Annotated in this window: 18 protein-coding genes; 10 read left to right on the forward strand and 8 right to left on the reverse strand. The window is 47.9% G+C overall.

The genetic code is table 11. The features are described 5' to 3' along the window. The first annotated feature begins 15 nt into the window (after positions 1-15). On the forward strand, positions 16-762 hold the full coding sequence (locus tag G459_RS0124210; RefSeq protein WP_026969884.1) for a hypothetical protein: 747 nt from the start codon (positions 16-18) through the stop codon (positions 760-762). 10 nt (positions 763-772) lie between these two features. Next, entirely contained in the window at positions 773-1,132 is a 360-nt protein-coding gene (gene secG, locus G459_RS0124215; RefSeq protein ID WP_026969885.1) for a preprotein translocase subunit SecG, read from the forward strand. Between the two features lie 169 nt (positions 1,133-1,301). Here secG and G459_RS0124220 read toward each other — a convergent pair whose 3' ends face one another. The 4 genes from G459_RS0124220 to G459_RS0124240 form a co-directional block, all read right to left on the reverse strand. After that, positions 1,302-2,927, reverse strand: coding sequence for a hypothetical protein (locus tag G459_RS0124220; RefSeq protein ID WP_026969886.1), 1,626 nt, complete (start codon positions 2,925-2,927; stop codon positions 1,302-1,304). An 8-nt stretch (positions 2,928-2,935) separates the two neighbouring features. After that, positions 2,936-4,081 carry a DUF4249 domain-containing protein gene (locus tag G459_RS0124225; RefSeq protein ID WP_026969887.1) on the reverse strand — a complete coding sequence of 382 codons (1,146 nt, stop codon included), beginning with the start codon at positions 4,079-4,081 and terminating at the stop codon, positions 2,936-2,938. A gap of 121 nt (positions 4,082-4,202) precedes the next feature. Continuing rightward, the gene (locus tag G459_RS0124235) at positions 4,203-6,932 is read right to left on the reverse strand and encodes a TonB-dependent receptor (RefSeq protein ID WP_026969888.1); all 2,730 of its coding nucleotides are present in this window, start codon (positions 6,930-6,932) and stop codon (positions 4,203-4,205) included. Continuing rightward, on the reverse strand, positions 6,929-7,663 hold the full coding sequence (locus tag G459_RS0124240) for a hypothetical protein (protein WP_026969889.1): 735 nt from the start codon (positions 7,661-7,663) through the stop codon (positions 6,929-6,931). Before G459_RS0124240 ends, G459_RS0124235 begins: the two co-directional genes overlap by 4 nt. A 321-nt stretch (positions 7,664-7,984) precedes the next feature. On the opposite strand from G459_RS0124240, the gene G459_RS28535 reads away from it, so the two are divergent. Further along, entirely contained in the window at positions 7,985-9,022 is a 1,038-nt protein-coding gene (locus tag G459_RS28535) for a serine hydrolase domain-containing protein (protein WP_051315415.1), read from the forward strand. Between the two features lie 140 nt (positions 9,023-9,162). On the opposite strand, the gene G459_RS0124255 is transcribed toward G459_RS28535, so the two are convergent. Then, on the reverse strand, positions 9,163-9,537 hold the full coding sequence (locus tag G459_RS0124255; RefSeq protein WP_026969891.1) for a DoxX family protein: 375 nt from the start codon (positions 9,535-9,537) through the stop codon (positions 9,163-9,165). A gap of 73 nt (positions 9,538-9,610) precedes the next feature. Between G459_RS0124255 and G459_RS0124260 the strand changes: the two genes are divergently transcribed. Together G459_RS0124260 and G459_RS0124265 are read left to right on the forward strand one after the other, a co-directional pair. Beyond that, complete coding sequence (locus G459_RS0124260) at positions 9,611-10,021, forward strand: winged helix-turn-helix transcriptional regulator (protein ID WP_342664351.1); 411 nt, start codon at positions 9,611-9,613, stop codon at positions 10,019-10,021. Positions 10,022-10,162: 141 nt separating this feature from the next. Continuing rightward, positions 10,163-10,882: a head GIN domain-containing protein gene (locus G459_RS0124265; protein WP_051315416.1), complete on the forward strand. Its 720-nt coding sequence runs from the start codon at positions 10,163-10,165 to the stop codon at positions 10,880-10,882. Between the two features lie 29 nt (positions 10,883-10,911). Here G459_RS0124265 and G459_RS0124270 read toward each other — a convergent pair whose 3' ends face one another. The 3 genes from G459_RS0124270 to G459_RS0124280 are packed head-to-tail and all read right to left on the reverse strand — an operon-like array spanning position 10,912 to position 12,056. Next, positions 10,912-11,292, reverse strand: a complete 381-nt coding sequence (locus tag G459_RS0124270; protein WP_026969894.1) for a hypothetical protein — start codon at positions 11,290-11,292, stop codon at positions 10,912-10,914. Positions 11,293-11,305: 13 nt separating this feature from the next. After that, on the reverse strand, positions 11,306-11,671 hold the full coding sequence (locus tag G459_RS0124275; RefSeq protein ID WP_026969895.1) for a hypothetical protein: 366 nt from the start codon (positions 11,669-11,671) through the stop codon (positions 11,306-11,308). A 13-nt stretch (positions 11,672-11,684) separates the two neighbouring features. Next, positions 11,685-12,056 carry a hypothetical protein gene (locus G459_RS0124280; RefSeq protein WP_157373450.1) on the reverse strand — a complete coding sequence of 124 codons (372 nt, stop codon included), beginning with the start codon at positions 12,054-12,056 and terminating at the stop codon, positions 11,685-11,687. Between the two features lie 138 nt (positions 12,057-12,194). Between G459_RS0124280 and G459_RS0124285 the strand changes: the two genes are divergently transcribed. From G459_RS0124285 to G459_RS0124305, 5 genes are all read left to right on the forward strand, one after another. After that, on the forward strand, positions 12,195-13,097 hold the full coding sequence (locus tag G459_RS0124285; protein WP_026969897.1) for a bile acid:sodium symporter family protein: 903 nt from the start codon (positions 12,195-12,197) through the stop codon (positions 13,095-13,097). Between the two features lie 116 nt (positions 13,098-13,213). Next, complete coding sequence (locus G459_RS0124290) at positions 13,214-14,215, forward strand: 1-acyl-sn-glycerol-3-phosphate acyltransferase (RefSeq protein WP_026969898.1); 1,002 nt, start codon at positions 13,214-13,216, stop codon at positions 14,213-14,215. 1 nt (position 14,216) lies between these two features. Beyond that, positions 14,217-14,762: a P-loop NTPase family protein gene (locus G459_RS0124295; protein WP_026969899.1), complete on the forward strand. Its 546-nt coding sequence runs from the start codon at positions 14,217-14,219 to the stop codon at positions 14,760-14,762. A 66-nt stretch (positions 14,763-14,828) separates the two neighbouring features. Then, a complete protein-coding gene (gene hppD / locus G459_RS0124300) occupies positions 14,829-15,923 on the forward strand; it encodes a 4-hydroxyphenylpyruvate dioxygenase (protein WP_026969900.1) in 1,095 nt (364 codons plus the stop codon). Positions 15,924-16,112: 189 nt separating this feature from the next. Beyond that, on the forward strand, positions 16,113-16,712 hold the full coding sequence (locus tag G459_RS0124305; RefSeq protein WP_026969901.1) for a DUF502 domain-containing protein: 600 nt from the start codon (positions 16,113-16,115) through the stop codon (positions 16,710-16,712). Positions 16,713-16,775: the final 63 nt, after the last annotated feature.

Below are 16,775 nucleotides of genomic sequence, written 5' to 3' on the forward strand. Positions count from 1 at the left end.
TCCAAAACCCGGACAGTGAACGCTTCTCAATTCCTTGATTTAATTCAAAAAGCCGATCATCTGGAAAAGGCCGATTTGCTCCAGCTCAAGAAAGTGCAGGAGAATTTCCCCTATTTCCAAATTCCCCATGTGCTGGCGGCCCGGTATGATTTTCTGAAAAGCGGAGGAAAAAAGACTAAGACTCTTGCTCAGGCTGCGATCACCAGTCCCGATCGGATTTGGTTAAAAACACTGATCGAAAAGCCGGTTCCGGCAGATTTCAAACCTTTCGAAGATCAGGAAGACCTGCTTCCTGAAGATCGCGAAATCACGCAAGATCCTGCCAAAAGAACCGAATCGCTTAAAAACCTTGGCCTACAACTCAAGGGGATAAGTCCTGAGACGGAAGAGCAGGAGGTCGAAAAGCCCAAACGCCAAAGAAGACCCCCTCCCAAAGATGACCTTATAGAGACTATCAAACGGAAGGAAAAAAGGGAAATCGTCGATGCCAAGACCAAAGAGCAGATCGACCTGATCAAAGCCTTCAGCAAAAAGGACATCAAACTGGCCACGATCAAGGAAATTGAGGCCAACCAGAACACTGAAAACCTCGCTGATTCCAGCACCAAACTTCACGACAACCTGATGTCTGAGTCATTTGCGAGGATTTTGATCAATCAGGGAAAAAAAGGGATGGCGAAGGAAATTTATGAGAAGCTGATTTTGAAGTTTCCCGAGAAAAGGGCTTACTTTGCGGACTTGATTGAAAAACTGAAAGAATAATTTAACTCATATGTTTATTGCATTAATTAGTATCATTTTGATTTTGGCGGTATTGCTGATCTTAGTAATCCTCGGCCAAAACTCAAAAGGTGGAGCCGGAGCGGCTTTCGGAGGCAGTGCTTCCCAAATCATGGGCGTGACCAGAACTGGTAACGTATTGGAAAAAGCCACTTGGATCCTTGCGGTTTCAATCTTGGCTTTGTCTTTGGCGTCATCGGCGTTCTACACCAACAGCCAGCCAAACCAATTCTCATCTCCAAACATCGAAAGTGCCAAGCAGCAAGTAGTAGCTCCTGCATTTGGCGACGAGAGTCTCCTTCCAGCGGCAGACACCGCAGCAGCTCCTACAACAGATACTACAGGAAATTAATCTCTACGAGATCTCATCAAAATCCCGCTTTTGGCGGGATTTTTTTGCTCTGATGATTCGTTTGAGTTGCTTTTGCTAGACCTACAGACTTGGATTCCAAAAGGATCCATCAGCTAAACCGCCGAGTCCGGTCCAAAGCTGAAGGCTTGAAAGTGCTGCGACCCTCGCCTTATTTCACTTCAAACGTGGCATATTCTTCCTTCACTTTTCCGGAAGAATCGCGGGTTTTGACTTTGACTTGAAATACGCCTTTTACCAAAGGAGCTGTCACAGACCAGGAATTGTCTTGGGTGAGACTCTCCGAAGCCGGTGACCAATACAAAATAGTCCTCCAGTCCATGATCCCGCTCTCCTGAGTAGCTGGACCAAACAGCGTGTTGTGCTCAGTCACCGGCGGCTGTATCCCGGGATACGGCACATAGACCGCATTGGTAGGAAGCGGAAAGCCTCCAAAATCGTTTTGAAACGAGCTGAAGCTGACCACACCGGGATAGATTTCTTCGTTGAGAAAAAACGGCCGGCTGAGGATTTCCATTTTCTCGAATTTCGCAGGATTGAATCCCAGCAAAAAACCCGCGTCAAATACCGGCATTGCGTCTACCAGCAGGAGCGGATTTTCGGTAAATGACCTGTTCTGTAGCACATTCAGCACCCGCAGCTCCTTATTTTTTTCTCTCGTTCTCACCGAGACTTCCGGCACATATTCCTTGATATGCGTCTCCACATCCTCGAAACGGTTATAGTCATCCAGGATAAAAGTACGGTCTTCCACAAACCCAGTGACGACGGGTATCGGCTCGTTCTGAAATTCCTGCACGAAATACTCCTCAATCTCACCTCCCCGCAGCAATTCCTTGAGCAGTGGCTCGTCACTTGGACTGATCTGAAGTTTGGGAAACTGAAATCCCGTCCTGAATCTAGTTTGAGGGCTTGGAGAGATAATTTCGAAATCGTTCATGGGCTGGTTTTCCCGTCCCTGGGCAATGAGATAATCCCAGTGCCTGAGTCCCCCTGCATCAAAAAAGAGACTTCCATCTCCATCCGGCCGATCCGTAAACAAGGCGGATTTTTCTCCATGAAGTGAAAGATAGTAAAGTCCTGATATCGTAGAATCCTGGGCGTCACTCCTGATTTTAGCCTCGATGATATGGCCATAAAACTCCGGAACGACCTTTCTGGTTTCGATGCTTTCATAAATCTCCTTGGACGAAATCTTTCCCCCTTCGCTCAGAAAAGGGTTTGCAACCGCAACAGCCAGCTCCAACAAGCTGTCGGATCCACTGTAAGTTATTTCGAGTTGCCCGCCCGGTTGAACGCTTTTTGAAGAAACAGAAAGCAACGGCGAGTCAGGTTCTTGATCTGGATTTTCGTTCCGATCCGCGACCACTTCCGGGGGGATTCTCGGATTGAAGACCGTGACAAACTCCTGCACCAGCCCCTCCTCCAAGTTTTGAAATGGACTGACCCGGGTAAAAACGCGAAGCAGATACTGGTCAGACGGCAAGTCATCCGGTAGTTGCAAGAAGTTGAAAGCCAGTCCAGATTCAAGAGGGACTTTAGCCAAGGCGACAGATTCTCCGTATCGATTCCAAAGCTCCGCATAGCCGATCCGGGAATTCGCGGCACCAGCTAGGCTCTCAACTTGGATAGACAGCCAGATTTTTTCTCCGGTAAAATAGATGGTCTTCGGAATGGCAAAGCCAACCCGTTCTTCATACTCAGGATTGGTCTGACCAAAGCCTTCTCCAACGAATGAAAGCAGAACCAAGACGAACGCTAGTTTTAGATGCTTCATAGTCAATCTCACCAGAAATCAGGTCTTACATTGGTTCCTCTGAGCGTACAGTCCACGCATCGTCTCAGAGCCGAGCGGTATCCGATGATCACGCTGTTCGCAAAGACTGCCATCGCGGGGAATTTAATCCCAGTCGCAAACCGCTCTTCAAAACCTGCTGCGGAAACTGTATCCGCATCCAGTTCACAATCAAAATAGGCGCTGAGATCATTGGTCCAGGGACTGACCTCCTGTACACCGATAAACAACCTGCGCTGCGAGATCACACCCAAGCTCACATGTCCGATGACAGCCCTTTCGGGATCCTGATCATTGGTAATATTACCGGAAATATTGGAAGGCATCGGGCTGAAAATCGTCCCGATGTCGTCTGTGTTTTGCCGCATGATCTCCCAAAACTCGGCCGCCTCCGGTGAAAGCGCCATCTGAGAAACCAAGATGCTGTACCGGGTCGAGAGCCGCTCGTCTCCCGGTACGATCCGGGTGATCGGCTTCTTGAAGATTACATTTTCATCAAAATTTGATGAAGTCTCCAAGATGAGATCCGGACTCACCAGGGTCCGGTAGCAAAGGTAGATTGTCTCCTCAGGGATGCGCGTATCGACCTCATTGGTCTCTGCCCGATAGATATAAGGGGAGACAAATTTTGGTGAGAAGGAATAAGTCTCAGAGAACGTCCAGATGAAATCGTCTATTTCGCGAGAGCCCCTCGTGGTAATGTATATCTCCACTCCGCGCGCATCTTTCTCAAAATTGATATCCTCAATCTCAGTGGAAACCAGGGGACGCAGGAGGTCGGAAGTGTAGCTTTCAGCCCCTCCAAAAGCTATCTTGAGCTGATAGGTATCATCTTCGGCAACATCCTGCTCAAAAAGGTAATAACCATTCCCCTGATCCAGTAAGTCATATTGCTGACCCGAAGAGCTCTCCAGATAGACATCTGCTCCCACTGCCGGAGTCGATCCCGGGCCGAGATTGTCTCCATAGATTCTTCGTGTATATCCAAGGTACAACTCGCTGGGCTTGCCTTCGGTATCCAAATAGCCCTCCACCGTCAAAACACGCAGATTTTCCTGGGATAGATCCGGTTCAAAAGGTTCTTTGCAAGCAAAGACCGCAAAGCCAAGAAGGATGAAAATGGCTCCCTTTTTCATCGGTTTAAAATTTGATTTGCAACAGTCAGATAGCCTGTCCCGTCCGCCGCGGCGGATCGGGAGAATCTCGCATGGTTGATTATCATCCTAGGTTGTGACTTTTTAGTCATGCTCGATTTCATTAAAATCTGAAATTATAAGTGATAAAAGGAATCGGTCGCGCAAAGATGGAAAGCTGGTAGCCCCGCAACTGACCGGCCTCAGGAATGAAATAAACCGAATAGGGGTTGGTCCTGCCCAACAGATTGTACACGCCAAGAGACCAAGAGGAATGCGCCAGTTTCTTGACCTTATGGCTTCCCTCCAGGTTTAGGCTAAAATCTATCCGGAAATAGTCCGGAATCCGGTAGGAATTGCGATCAGTGTAATAGACCCGCTCCGAGCCACCGTAGTCAAACTCCGCCGCCGGCAAAGTAATCGGTCTTCCCGTGCTGTAGTTCAGGTTTAGCGTGGTGTTGATTCGCTTCGAAAACTCATAGTTGGTCACCAACACCAGGTTATGTGGCTGGTCATAATTACTGGAGTACTCCTTGCCTTTGTTGATCTTCTCGACGCTCGGCTGATCCGAGGTCTTGAGCAGTGACCTGCTGTAGGTGTACGCCAGTGAACCCTTGAATTGCCCTTCGCTTTTCTTGAGCAAAATCTCAGCGCCATAGGCCCTGCCGTCTGTGTTGAGCGCATCTTGCTCTAGGTCCTCATTGAGAATGATTGACGCGCCGGACCGATAGTCCAGCAGGTTTTCCATCTTTCGATAGAACAATTCGGTGGAAAACTCCACGGCACCTTTGAAGATCGTACGGAAATACCCAACAGAAGCCTGTTGCCCCAGTTGCGGAGCAAGGTACAAGTCACTGAGCTTCCAGCTGTCCGTCGGAGTGATCACCGAACTGTTGGACAGCAGGTGGATATTTTGGCGCATGGTGTTGATGCCAAATTTGAGCGAGGAAGTCTTGCTCAGATTATAGCGTCCGCCCAGGCGAAACTCTGGACCCTGATAGGTCTTTACAACTTCGCCTTTCTCAAAATTTACTTCCCCGGTAACGTTACCCGGCGTGTATGGAAGACCTTCTGTGTAGGTTTTGAACTGGGCAGGACCCAAAAGCTGGTAAACCATATACCGCATCCCAAACGTAAAAGCCAAGTTGTCATTGACTTGGAACTCGTCTCCGACAAAAAGCGAAAACTCCCGTCCCACTTCCTCATCGAGTTGTCTGTCCGTCACGATGGATTCTGCTCCAAATGGACTCATGTGGCCGGGATTGAGCGTGTATTGGATTCCCTGAAAGCCAAAGTCAAAGATGTGTTCTCCTTTTCGGTATTCGAAGTCAGTTCTCAGTTGGAGCTGCTCGATGTCAAAACCGTAATTGAAAGAATTGAGCGGATTGTCCAGTCCTTCGATGTTGAACTTATAAGTGTCCCGCCCCACGGTGATTTTTCCCTCCAGCTGTTCGTTGAAATACCGTTTCCAGCTAAGCGCCAAGTTTACATTTTGATAGGAATAGGACGTATCCGGATCGAAGCGAAACTTATCCGAACTCATGTAGCTGGTGAATTCCAGGGTATTTTTCTCATTTACCCGGTGCTGAATATTCGCATTCCAATCGTAGAACGAAACTTGGCTACCGGATAGCTCGGCGTTTTCCTCGAGCAGATCCAAAGCCCAATTGGAATACGTCGTCCGTCCTCCGACGATGAAAGTGGTATTTTTGCCAATCGGTCCATCCAGACTCAGCCGACTCGTCAAGATACCGATTCCTCCGGATCCCCCGATCTTTTCAGCTCTTCCAAACTTCGGTTCGATTGCTAAGACTGACGAAAGTCGTCCTCCATATTTCACCGGCACGGTACCTTTGTGAAGCTCCACTCCTGACACCATATCGGCGTTGAAGGCAGAGAAAAAGCCAAACACGTGTGACGGGTTGAAGACCGTAGATTGGCCGTAGAGAATCAAGTTTTGGTCTGCCGAACCTCCACGTACGTTGAATCCGACCGTGGCTTCTCCTGCGGTGTTGACACCCGGCACGGTCAGAATACCTCTCAGCACATCGACTTCACCCATGACAGAGGGCAGGCGCTTTACTTCCGCGATGCTGAGCGACTGGACGCCCATCTCGAGTTTGTTGACATTCGACAAGGCGCCAGAGCTCACCACCACTTCGTCGAGAGACAGGATACTTTCCTGGATTTCGATATTCAGCGTCCCGTCTCCGCGCAACTCAATATGCCGTCGCTCCTGATACCCACCGATATTTTGGACGTAGATGGTATGGCGTCCCTTGTCTAGCGTGATCGCATATCTGCCTTGCGAATCTGTGACCACCTGCGTATAGTTGACCCGCTCGACGATCACGGCTCCTCCCATTGGCTTGCCGGATTCCACGCTGGTGACCACTCCGCTGAGCGTGGCTTGCTTGGAAACCGTACTGTCCGAGGACCTTCCGATCACAAAGCGCTGATTTTTTGCAAATTCTCCCAGACCTTCTTGATTCTTGGCCGCGTCGGCATTTGGAAGGACATCGAAGTAAGTATCCGTGAAATCCAATGTCATCGGCTTTTCCTTGGTGACCCAAATCCTTTTCTCAGGGTCAATGGTGTAGAACAATCCCGATCCTGAAAAGACTTGGTTGAGCAAGGTCCGCAACTCGACATTTTGAGCCTGGAGATTGACTGTGAAGTTTTCGACATCTGCATCCCGATAGATAAAGCGGTAGCTCGTCTCTGATTCGATGGACTTTGCAAAACGCGCAAAAGGCATCTCCATAAACATCCCGGAGATCTTGGCAGCTTCGTCCTGCGCCATCACGGGAAGGCTCACTAGAAAAAATAGCAGAAGTCCCAGCAATCGATTCATCTTTCTGGAAATCCTTTAAAATCGCCACCTGTACTTTCTTTCAACTGAAGAAGTTCCAAAAGAAACCTTTCCGGATCCTTTTTGAAAACGATCCCTTTTCCACTGAAATGACTGTTTACCTCCTTATTGGATAGGCTAAGGGCAAGAGCACTTTCCTTTTTGCTGCCCGCTTTCCAAAACTCTCCTTTAAACCAAAAAAAGTAGTCCTGCCCGACTTGGAATTCCCGGGTGATGAGCCCGGTTTCATTGACGGATTCGACATTACGGTAGTGCTTTTTGAGCAGCTTTGGCTCTCCGTCCGCGATCAGCTGATAAAATCCGTGATGATGCTTGCCATAGCCGGGATTGGAATCGATTCTAATGAACGTAGCACCATCGCTAAACACAAACTTTTCGATTTTTTCCGCCTTGATCAGGATTTTTTGATTGTAGATGGGATGAAAAGTCACCACTTCATCAGCCCACGCATCATAAAGTAACTGGACCTTGGAGTACCGCAGGCCATTGACCCAAATCTCACCAAAGTCAAATTGCCGGGACTCATAAAAAGGCGTACCAAGGTAATTGGCAGGTGCATCCGCATATTGGCCTCCAGTTACCACCTCCTGAAACAAAGGCAGCGTCTGCTGATACCAAGCCAAAAGCTCGGGACTCAATTCTGTCCGTTGTCCAAGGGATTCATTGGAGTAAAAACAAATCAGAATCAGGACAAAAAAAAGGACTCGAATCATCGGTTATTGTGGGCAGAACACCAATTACCGGGAAAAATGGCTCTTTTTCAACAGCTTGGTCGGCATTCTGGATAAGCGGCAGATATTGGAAATGAATGGATTACGGGCTCAAATGCGATTTGCCTTCCAAAATAACGGACTTCCATCCTACGTAACTGAAAGTCAATGTCTGGAATTTATTGTAAAAACGGCTGTCGTTCAAGATTTAACAGGTCCGGCTTTGGTTTCTCATTTTGCTCAGTTCCAGTCGGAAAATGCACAAAACAGCCTGCAAATTTTGGTGGAGAAATTCTGTATTTTGGTCACCAAACCACCCTTGCTATGAAATTTTGTGCCACGATTGTCAGCGTATTTTGGATAAGCCTTGGCTCGAGTTTAGCCCAAAGCCAAGCCTTGCCCGATGCAATCACCGAAATCATAAAAGAAGCGGAGATTCCGGGGATTTCCTACACATCTCTTGAGGCGGGAAAGCTAACGAACAGCGTTGCATTGGGTCAAGCAAACAAAAGCGGCAAATTGCTGGATAAAGAAACGGTCTTCTCTGCGGCTTCCCTGAGCAAACCGATTTTTGCCTACTTGGTCATGCAATTGGTGGACGAAGGCATTTTGACACTGGACGCGCCCCTGTCCAGCTACTACACTTATGCTGATATCGAGGACGAGCCACATTCTAAACTGGTCACTGCAAAAATGGTTCTCAGCCACACCAGCGGACTTCCCAATTGGAGATCGGGTAAACTCAGATTCAAATACGCCCCAGGTGAGCGGTTCAGCTATTCGGGTGAGGGCTATGTTTGGCTTCAGCGAGTAGTCGAGCATCTGAAAGGCAGGTCGCTGGAAGAATTGGCGCAAGAATACGTCTTTGTTCCTTTGGGAATGACGCGCTCCAGCTACGTGTTTCTGGAGGAATTTGAGGAAAATCACAGTCTATCTTTCAAAAAGGACGGAAAGCAGCAATCCAAAAACAAGATCCAAACCGGAAATGCCGCCGCCTCTTTGCAGACGACCTCCTATGATTTCGGACTGTTTCTGGAGGCACTTCTTGCAGGAAGGCGTATCAGCCCCAAACTACAGGAGTTGATGTTCAGTCCTTTTGTCCCAGTTGAACCTAAGGAAGGAATAAAGCAGGAACTTTATTGGGGGTTGGGAGTTGGAATCCAGCAAACGACTGCTGGGAAGCAAATCTTCCAATGGGGCGACAACTATACATTCAGAGGCTTTTTCGCCGCCAACCTGGAGACCGGAAATCCGGTGGTCTACTTGACAAACAGCGAAAACGGGCTGAAACCAGTCCGGGAACTCGTGGCCTTAGCGCTATCCGATCCACAACCCGCCTGCGACTGGTTGGACTACAAGTGACTATTTGTATTCATATCTTGGCAGTCATCCAAAGATGAGAAGCCTTACAACAAAAGAAGGAACACCAATGATGCTCCTTCTTTTTTTTTTCTTAGAGGATGCACAGCAATCGGCAGGCGTTTGCAGGCATGCCAGCTCCTTTACTTCGCCAGCTTCAGTTCCAGTTTGTTAGCATACACGTACGACACCGCCAAGACTCCCAAGAGTAAAACAGGCACTGCTGTCGCTGACAGCGTATCGTTTATGGAAATGTGAGCCAACGTAGCGGATACAAACGTCAGCGCAAATCCGAAATAAGCAAACTCTCTAACTAACCGGGGGAAAATCGGAATGATCAGGACGAGAGCTCCGACGATCTTAGCCACACCGAGTTCGACTCGAAAGAATTCCGGGAAACCCAGCGTGCTGATTGCGGCTTTGATCTCTTCACTAGTGAGGTAGAGGAATCCGCTGAACAGCATCATAGCTGCAACGATTCCGGTGGTAGTCCAGTAGATAATTCGATTGGTCTTCATAATTGAAAGCGTCTAGGTTTGTTTTCGGGTCAAAACTAGCTAAGTTTGCTATACATAAGTAAGTACTATACCCATGTATAGTACTATACTCCGATATAGTAACTCTGAATTTATCATGCTGGAAACTCACACAGAAGAAAGAACCCACGGCTCTTGCAACAAAATGCTGCTGCCGGTGTCGGACGCTTTGTATGTACTCAGTGGGAAATGGAAAATACCGATCATCATCGCCCTGACCTTCGGAAACAAGCGATTTGGGCAGATTTCAAAAGAAATCCCCAAGATCACTGACCGGATGCTCGCCAAAGAACTGAGAGAATTGGAACTGAATCAACTGGTCAGCCGGAAGGTTTATGACACGATTCCGGTGACGGTGGAATACACACTCACAGACTATGGGGCCACGCTGCAGCCGGTCATCGAAGAGTTGGCGAAATGGGGATTCCATCACCGGGAAAGGATGTTTGGCGAAACGCAGAAGTAATCATCTAGCTAGTTGATCGACTTCTCTTGATTCATCGGTCATGGCCTCTGAAAACGCCTTTCTATGATTTATTCGCGAACATGCCTAACTTCAAGGGAAGAAAACAGCTTTCGCTCAATTCAAAATCCAGCCCTGCACCCCATGAAGACCAAATCCGCATCTCTAATCCTGTTTGCTGTATTGACGTTGTCCGCTTGCACGGCCAATTTTTCCTCTAAAGAATCCGACAATCGGGTCTCGGAGGAGCGTGATTTGGACAAGGTAACTCAGCTGTCAGTCAGTGGGGTTTTCAATCTGTACCTTTCGCAGGGCGACAAGCCGTCGCTAAAAATTGAAGGTGAAGAAGATCAAATCAAGAAGTTAAAAGTCACCCAAACCGGCGAAATGTTGGAATTGAAATTTGACGAAATCAACAATAATTTTTTCGGAGATTCCAAGCCGGACGTGTATCTGACCCTGAGCGAATTGGAAATGATGGAATTTGACGGGGTGGGCAATCTCAAATCCGAAGGATCTTTCAGAGTAGAGGATCTCCAGCTGAATGGCAATGGCGTGGGCAATATTTCCTTGGACTTTGACGCCAATAAAATCGATGCAGACTTTAACCTCTTGGGAAATCTGACACTGGAAGGCAGCGCCGATGAGATTACCATTTCAAACGAAGGTATAGGAAATATCGAAGCAACCGGACTTGACGCGCAGAATATGACTCTGACGAGCTCCGGGATCGGCAGAGTGTCCGTGCACTGCACCGGCGACCTGTCCATCACCGTCAATGGCATCGGAGCAGTCAGCTACACCGGCAATCCAAACGTGATCAAAGAAGAGATCAACGGGATTGGAAAAGTGACAAGAAACTAGCATTTGTTTCTTTCCATTGCCATTCGTTTCTAAATGTTGCAGGAGTTGTTGGACGACTTCCAGATCACCTCAGAATCTGTGATTTTTTCCCATTCGATTCCTTCTGTTCCTAGTTGGCCGAGCACCTCTCCGTTACAATCATAGATAGCTGGAGGAGTCATCAAGCAACCGGGACAACAATTTCCAAACAGGAAAACTCGACGCTGATTTTTCATGGCACCGGGCTTGTAGATTCCAGTATAGAGGAAAGAGTAGTCTTGACCGATAAGATATTTCTCTTTCTCCTCAATCAGCTCAGCCAGCCAAGGCATATCAATGGCATTTTCTACATCACAAGACGGATCTTGATCATCGGAGCAGGAAAAAGCGAGTAATCCCAAAAATGCGAAGAGATAGATGTAGCTTTTCATAGGTTGCTAAATTTTAGATGTTGCAGGAGTTGTTGGACGATTTCCAAATCACTTCTCTGTCGGTGATTTCATCAGCAGAAATTCCTTCGTATCCGATTTTTCCTATTGTATTTCCGCTGCAATCATACACCACAACGATCGAGTTACACAAAGGACAGCAGTTTTGCGACACAAAGACCGTCTGGGAATCATACGTCCCCATCGTAATGTAAGCGTAGTCTCTGCCGATTTCGAATTCTTCGGTCTCCGCGATCAGCTCCTGCAACCAAGGTAACTCCAAGACGTTGTTCACATTGCATGCTTTAATCGGATCGTTATCATCGGAGCAGGAAAATGCGAGTAATCCCAAAAAGGCGAAGAGGTAGATGTAGTTTTTCATAAATTGTTAAATTTTAGATGTTACAAGAGTTTTCGGACGACTTCCATATCAATTGAGAATCCTTGATATCCCATTCGATTCCATCACCCGCAAGCCGTCCCAATTCGTTTCCATTGCAATCATAAACGGATGGCGAAGCCATACTGCAATAGTGACAACAGCTGCCAAATATAAAAACCGTCTGAGAGCCGTATTGTCCAGAGTGGAGGTAGGAAAATTCTCTACCAATTTTTGAATTCTCTAAGTCCTCAATCCGCTCTGCTATCCAAGGCAACTCAAAAATATTATCAACGTCACAACCTACTACCGGATCAGCGCCCGGATCATCCGAGCAGGAGAAAGTGGCCATTCCCAAAAATACAACGCTGCAGAAAAAGTTTTTCATAGGTTTTTTTTTAGCCATGACGCTAAAAATAAGGGATTCGTTACAGTCGTTCCAAGTGAACTTAAAAATAATTTGCGTTTTTCAATTATCTCTTTCGTGCAGTTTGCTTATCTGCACAATTCCCGTGACTTTCGGGCAATGTCTTCGCCCGACCCACTCGACTCGATCCGTCTGAATTTTTCCCAAGGGGATCTTCTTCTGCTCAATTTGGCCTTAGCTCTGATCATGTACGGAGTCGCCTTGGATCTGCGATGGGAAGACTTTCGCTACCTGGCCAAAAACCCAAAAGGGTTCTTTCTGGGGGTTTTCTCTCAGGTCTTTCTTTTGCCCTTCCTGACCTGGGCGCTGGTCTACCTGATTGCCCCTCCTCCAAGTGTGGCTTTGGGAATGATCTTGGTGGCGGCTTGCCCTGGGGGCAATGTTTCCAATTTCCTGACCAACCTGGCCAAGGGAAATACAGCACTTTCAGTAAGTTTGACCGCGTTCACTTCCGTATCAGCCATCGTCCTTACTCCGCTGAATTTTACACTTTGGGCGGGCTTTTACCCACCTACGGCAGCGATGTTGCGGGTGATCGAACTGGATACGGGTGACGTATTTTTCACCGTAGTACTGATTCTGGGATTGCCTCTCCTACTTGGAATTCTTACCCGCCAAAAATTTGAAAGATTTGCGGAAAAGGCTACCAAAATCCTGAAGCCGCTGAGTATCCTGATTTTTACAGCATTTGTCGTGATCGCTTTCGCAGGCAATTTTGATCTGTTTCTCAAGTACATCGGGGTCATATTTCTCTGGGTTTTGGCGCACAACTTCGTCGCGCTTTCGGCTGGATTACTGACCGGAAAAATCGCGAAACTTCCCCTCGCAGACGTAAAAACGCTGACAATTGAGACAGGAATTCAAAATTCCGGTTTGGGGCTGGTGCTGATTTTTACTTACTTTGACGGCCTTGGCGGTATGGCCATCATCGCTGCCTGGTGGGGCATCTGGCATCTGATCTCTGGGATGACCATCGCCAGCTTATGGAATAAATCTACTTGACATCGATCTTGCCGAAAACGCAATAAAGCGAGGTGATTGTCAATCAAAAGAGATTCTCCCGATCCGACGCGGCGGACAGGACAGGCTATGTGGCCATAGAAAAGCAGTTATAACGCATGAAAGACCTTATTAACGCCATTCTCAGACTGCTTGTGAAAGTCGCGCTGCATGGCTATTTCAAAAAGATCATCGTCGAAGGCAAAGAAAATATCCCAAAAAACCGGCCGGTGATCTTGGTGGCAAATCACCAAAATGCGCTCATCGACCCGCTACTTTTGGCCACACACACCCAACTCAGTCCCTGGTTTCTGACCCGGGCGGCAGTTTTCACCAATCCTTTTGTCCGTAAGCTCCTCCATCTCATCCGCATGCTTCCCGTGTATCGGCTTAGAGATGGCTTCTCTACCATCCAGCAAAATCAACAAACATTTGACGACACCTATGAGGTGCTTCGCAAAAACGGAACGGTCGTCATCTTCGCCGAGGGCAGCCATAGCCGTGTGAGAAACCTCAGGCCGCTCAGTAAGGGTTTTACCCGCATGGCCTTTGGGCTTAAAGAAAAGTATCCTGAGCTCGAGCCTGTGATCTTGCCGGTCGGACTCGGGTTCAGTGCTCACATGCGTTCGGGAAGTAGGGTGAGGATCACCTTCGGTGAAACAATTCCCGTGGACATGCCTTCGTCCCAATCCGGCAAATTGACCAAAAGCGTGGAAAAAGCCCTTAAGTCACTCATCGTGGACGTCCCGGATTTGGACTATGAGGCTACAATCCAACGACTGATCGAGCACGAAGTCGACTTAACTTCGAAAAAAGACGTCGAGGTCTTTCTGGCGACCGGCACGGTACCCAACCCAGTCGGAGCTATCAACGGCGTAGGAAACAAGCTGATGAAGATCTTCAATTTCCCTCTTTACGGTTTGTGGCTGTGGAAGAAGTCCAGCGTAAAGGACGAAGTGTTCAGCTCTACCTGGAAGTTCCTGATCGGATTTACGCTGGCTATCCCCTACTATTTTTTCTTGCTTTGGCTGGCAATGGACACCGCGTTGGGAAGTTGGGGATTGACCTTTCTGCTCTTGGCCTGGATTACACTTTGGCGAAACAAAAACCCGCAAGAATAGCATGAATCGCATTCACATCTTCGGAGCGTCGGGCTCCGGTGTGACGACTTTAGGTTTGGCTTTGGGAGAAAAGATGGGCATCCCTTACTTTGACAGCGACAGTTATTTCTGGGAGAAAACTGACCCGCCCTTTACACATAAAAAGCCTCCTTTGATCCGAAATAAGGAGATAAAAGATACCCTCCACTCGCACAGGGAATGGATTTTTGGCGGATCGAGTTTGAGTTGGGGAACGGACATCTTTCCGGACTACAGCTTGGTGGTCTTTTTGAAAATCCCAAAGGAAATCAGGCTCCAGCGAATCGAAAAGCGTGAGTTTGACCGCTACGGAGAAGCCATTTACACCGACCCAATCCAGCGCGCTAAGACCCGCGAATTTCTAGCGTGGTGTGGAGACTACGACGATTGCACCGGTATCGCCAACCGAAACATCAAAGTTCATGAGCATTGGCTTCAGAATCTAGCTTTTCCGACGCTGAGAATTGACGGGGATTTCAGCGTAGAGCAACGGATCGAGATCATCCTAAAGGAGCTAAAAAAGAATTGACGTTCACCAAATAATCTTTGGTTTTGTTTCTAACTTTAGAGAAGAATTCAAAACCCAAATTTAGCCATGACTCAAGACTTTCTCCCGCTCAACGGGACCGACCACATCGAACTGTACGTCGGCAATGCCAAACAAAGCGCGCTATACTACCAATATGCGTTCGGGTACGAACTGATTGCCTACTCAGGTCCAGAAACCGGCGTCCGAGACCGTGCGTCCTACGTCCTCAAGCAGGACAAAATCCGCCTTGTCCTCACCTCGCCCCTCCACTCCGACCACCCGATAGCCGACCACATCCGACGACATGGTGATGGGGTGAAAGTACTCGCTCTTTGGGTAGATGACGCTGAAAAATCCTGGCAAGAAACCACTTCCAGAGGTGCTGAGTCGGCTGCTCCACCTCAGGTGATCAGAGATCAGTTTGGAGAAGTGAAAGTCGCCTCCATCAAAACCTACGGGGAAACGATCCACACCTTTGTGGAAAGAAAAAACTATACCGGCGTATTTCTCCCCGGGTACCAGGCCCGGAAGAGCAACTTCAAAACCGAAGGAATTGGGCTGAAATACATTGATCACTGCGTGGGAAATGTGGAACTGGGCGCAATGGATCGTTGGGTGGAATTCTACGAAAACGTGATGGGCTTCAAGCTGCTCCTGACCTTTGACGACAATGACATCTCCACAGAATACTCCGCCCTGATGTCCAAAGTCGTGTCCAACGGAAACGGCTACATCAAATTCCCGATCAACGAGCCCGCCGAAGGCAAAAAGAAATCGCAAATCGAAGAGTATCTGGACTTCTACGGAGGTCCTGGTGTGCAGCACATGGCGATTGCTACGGACGATATCTGTCATACCGTCAGTGAATTGAGAAGTAGAGGCGTGGAATTCCTCGAAGTGCCATCCTCCTACTACGACGACTTGCTGGATCGGGTGGGAAAGATCGATGAGGACATCGAACCCCTAAAAAATCTTAACATTCTCGTGGACAGAGACGAGGAAGGCTACCTACTGCAGATCTTCACCAAACCGGTGCAGGATCGACCGACACTGTTCTTTGAAATCATCCAGCGGAAAGGCGCCAAGTCCTTTGGCAAAGGAAACTTTAAGGCCCTATTCGAAGCCATCGAGCGCGAACAGGCCTTGAGAGGGAATCTTTGATGCGGCTTCCTGACTTGCTTTAGCCAGACAGACTTTCTGCTCTGGCTTTTTATTTTTTTTCCCCGATAAAGAGATAATTTCATTAAAAGTCAACGCCATGATGTCTAGCATTGCTGCCAGTCTCACACGGAGCGATACGAACACTGCAGGCGAGATTCCATCCGACAGTTAAAAATAAATTATAAACACATGAAGGTCCTCTTTTCACTTTTCACCCAGACTGTCAAAGGCGGGATATTTTTCCTCTTGCCACTCGTCATCGTGATTGTTTTGTTAAAGAAAGCAGTGGAACTTATCCTGCCGCTCTCTCATCTCATCCGCGAACATCTACCTTTTCATCTGCCTCTTTCAGCTATGACTCTGAGCGTGGTTCTACTGACTATGATCTGCTTTGGAGCAGGCTGGGTGGCCCGGCTGGGAGTCAGTCAAAAGCTCATTCTGTTGCTCGAGGAGAATTTTTTGGTGTTGTTTCCCGGCTACCAGCTGATGAAAAATAGCCTTGAGTCCAAAGTAGGACTGGATTCAGAAAAGGAATATCCGGTGGTCTTAGTACCCATCGATGGCTGGATGATTGCTTTTTTGGTAGAGGAACTCAACGAAAAGGAAGTGATGGTCTTTGTTCCGTCTGCGCCGAGTTCTTGGGAAGGAAGTCTGGTGATTTTCGAAAAGTCCCAAATCAAGGCAAGCAACCTCAGCCCCAGCGATCTGATGTCCATCATGAAGACATTGGGCGTGGGATCCAAAGCTGCTTTCAAAGGTAAAATAGAAAAGCCTTCCCGGAATTCTTGATCCGGAAAGGCTTTTCTGAATTTTCTAGTTTCGGAGAATATCAAAACAAACTAGAGTTGTTAA

This window comes from Algoriphagus terrigena DSM 22685, assembly GCF_000429445.1.
GTDB lineage: Bacteria > Bacteroidota > Bacteroidia > Cytophagales > Cyclobacteriaceae > Algoriphagus > Algoriphagus terrigena.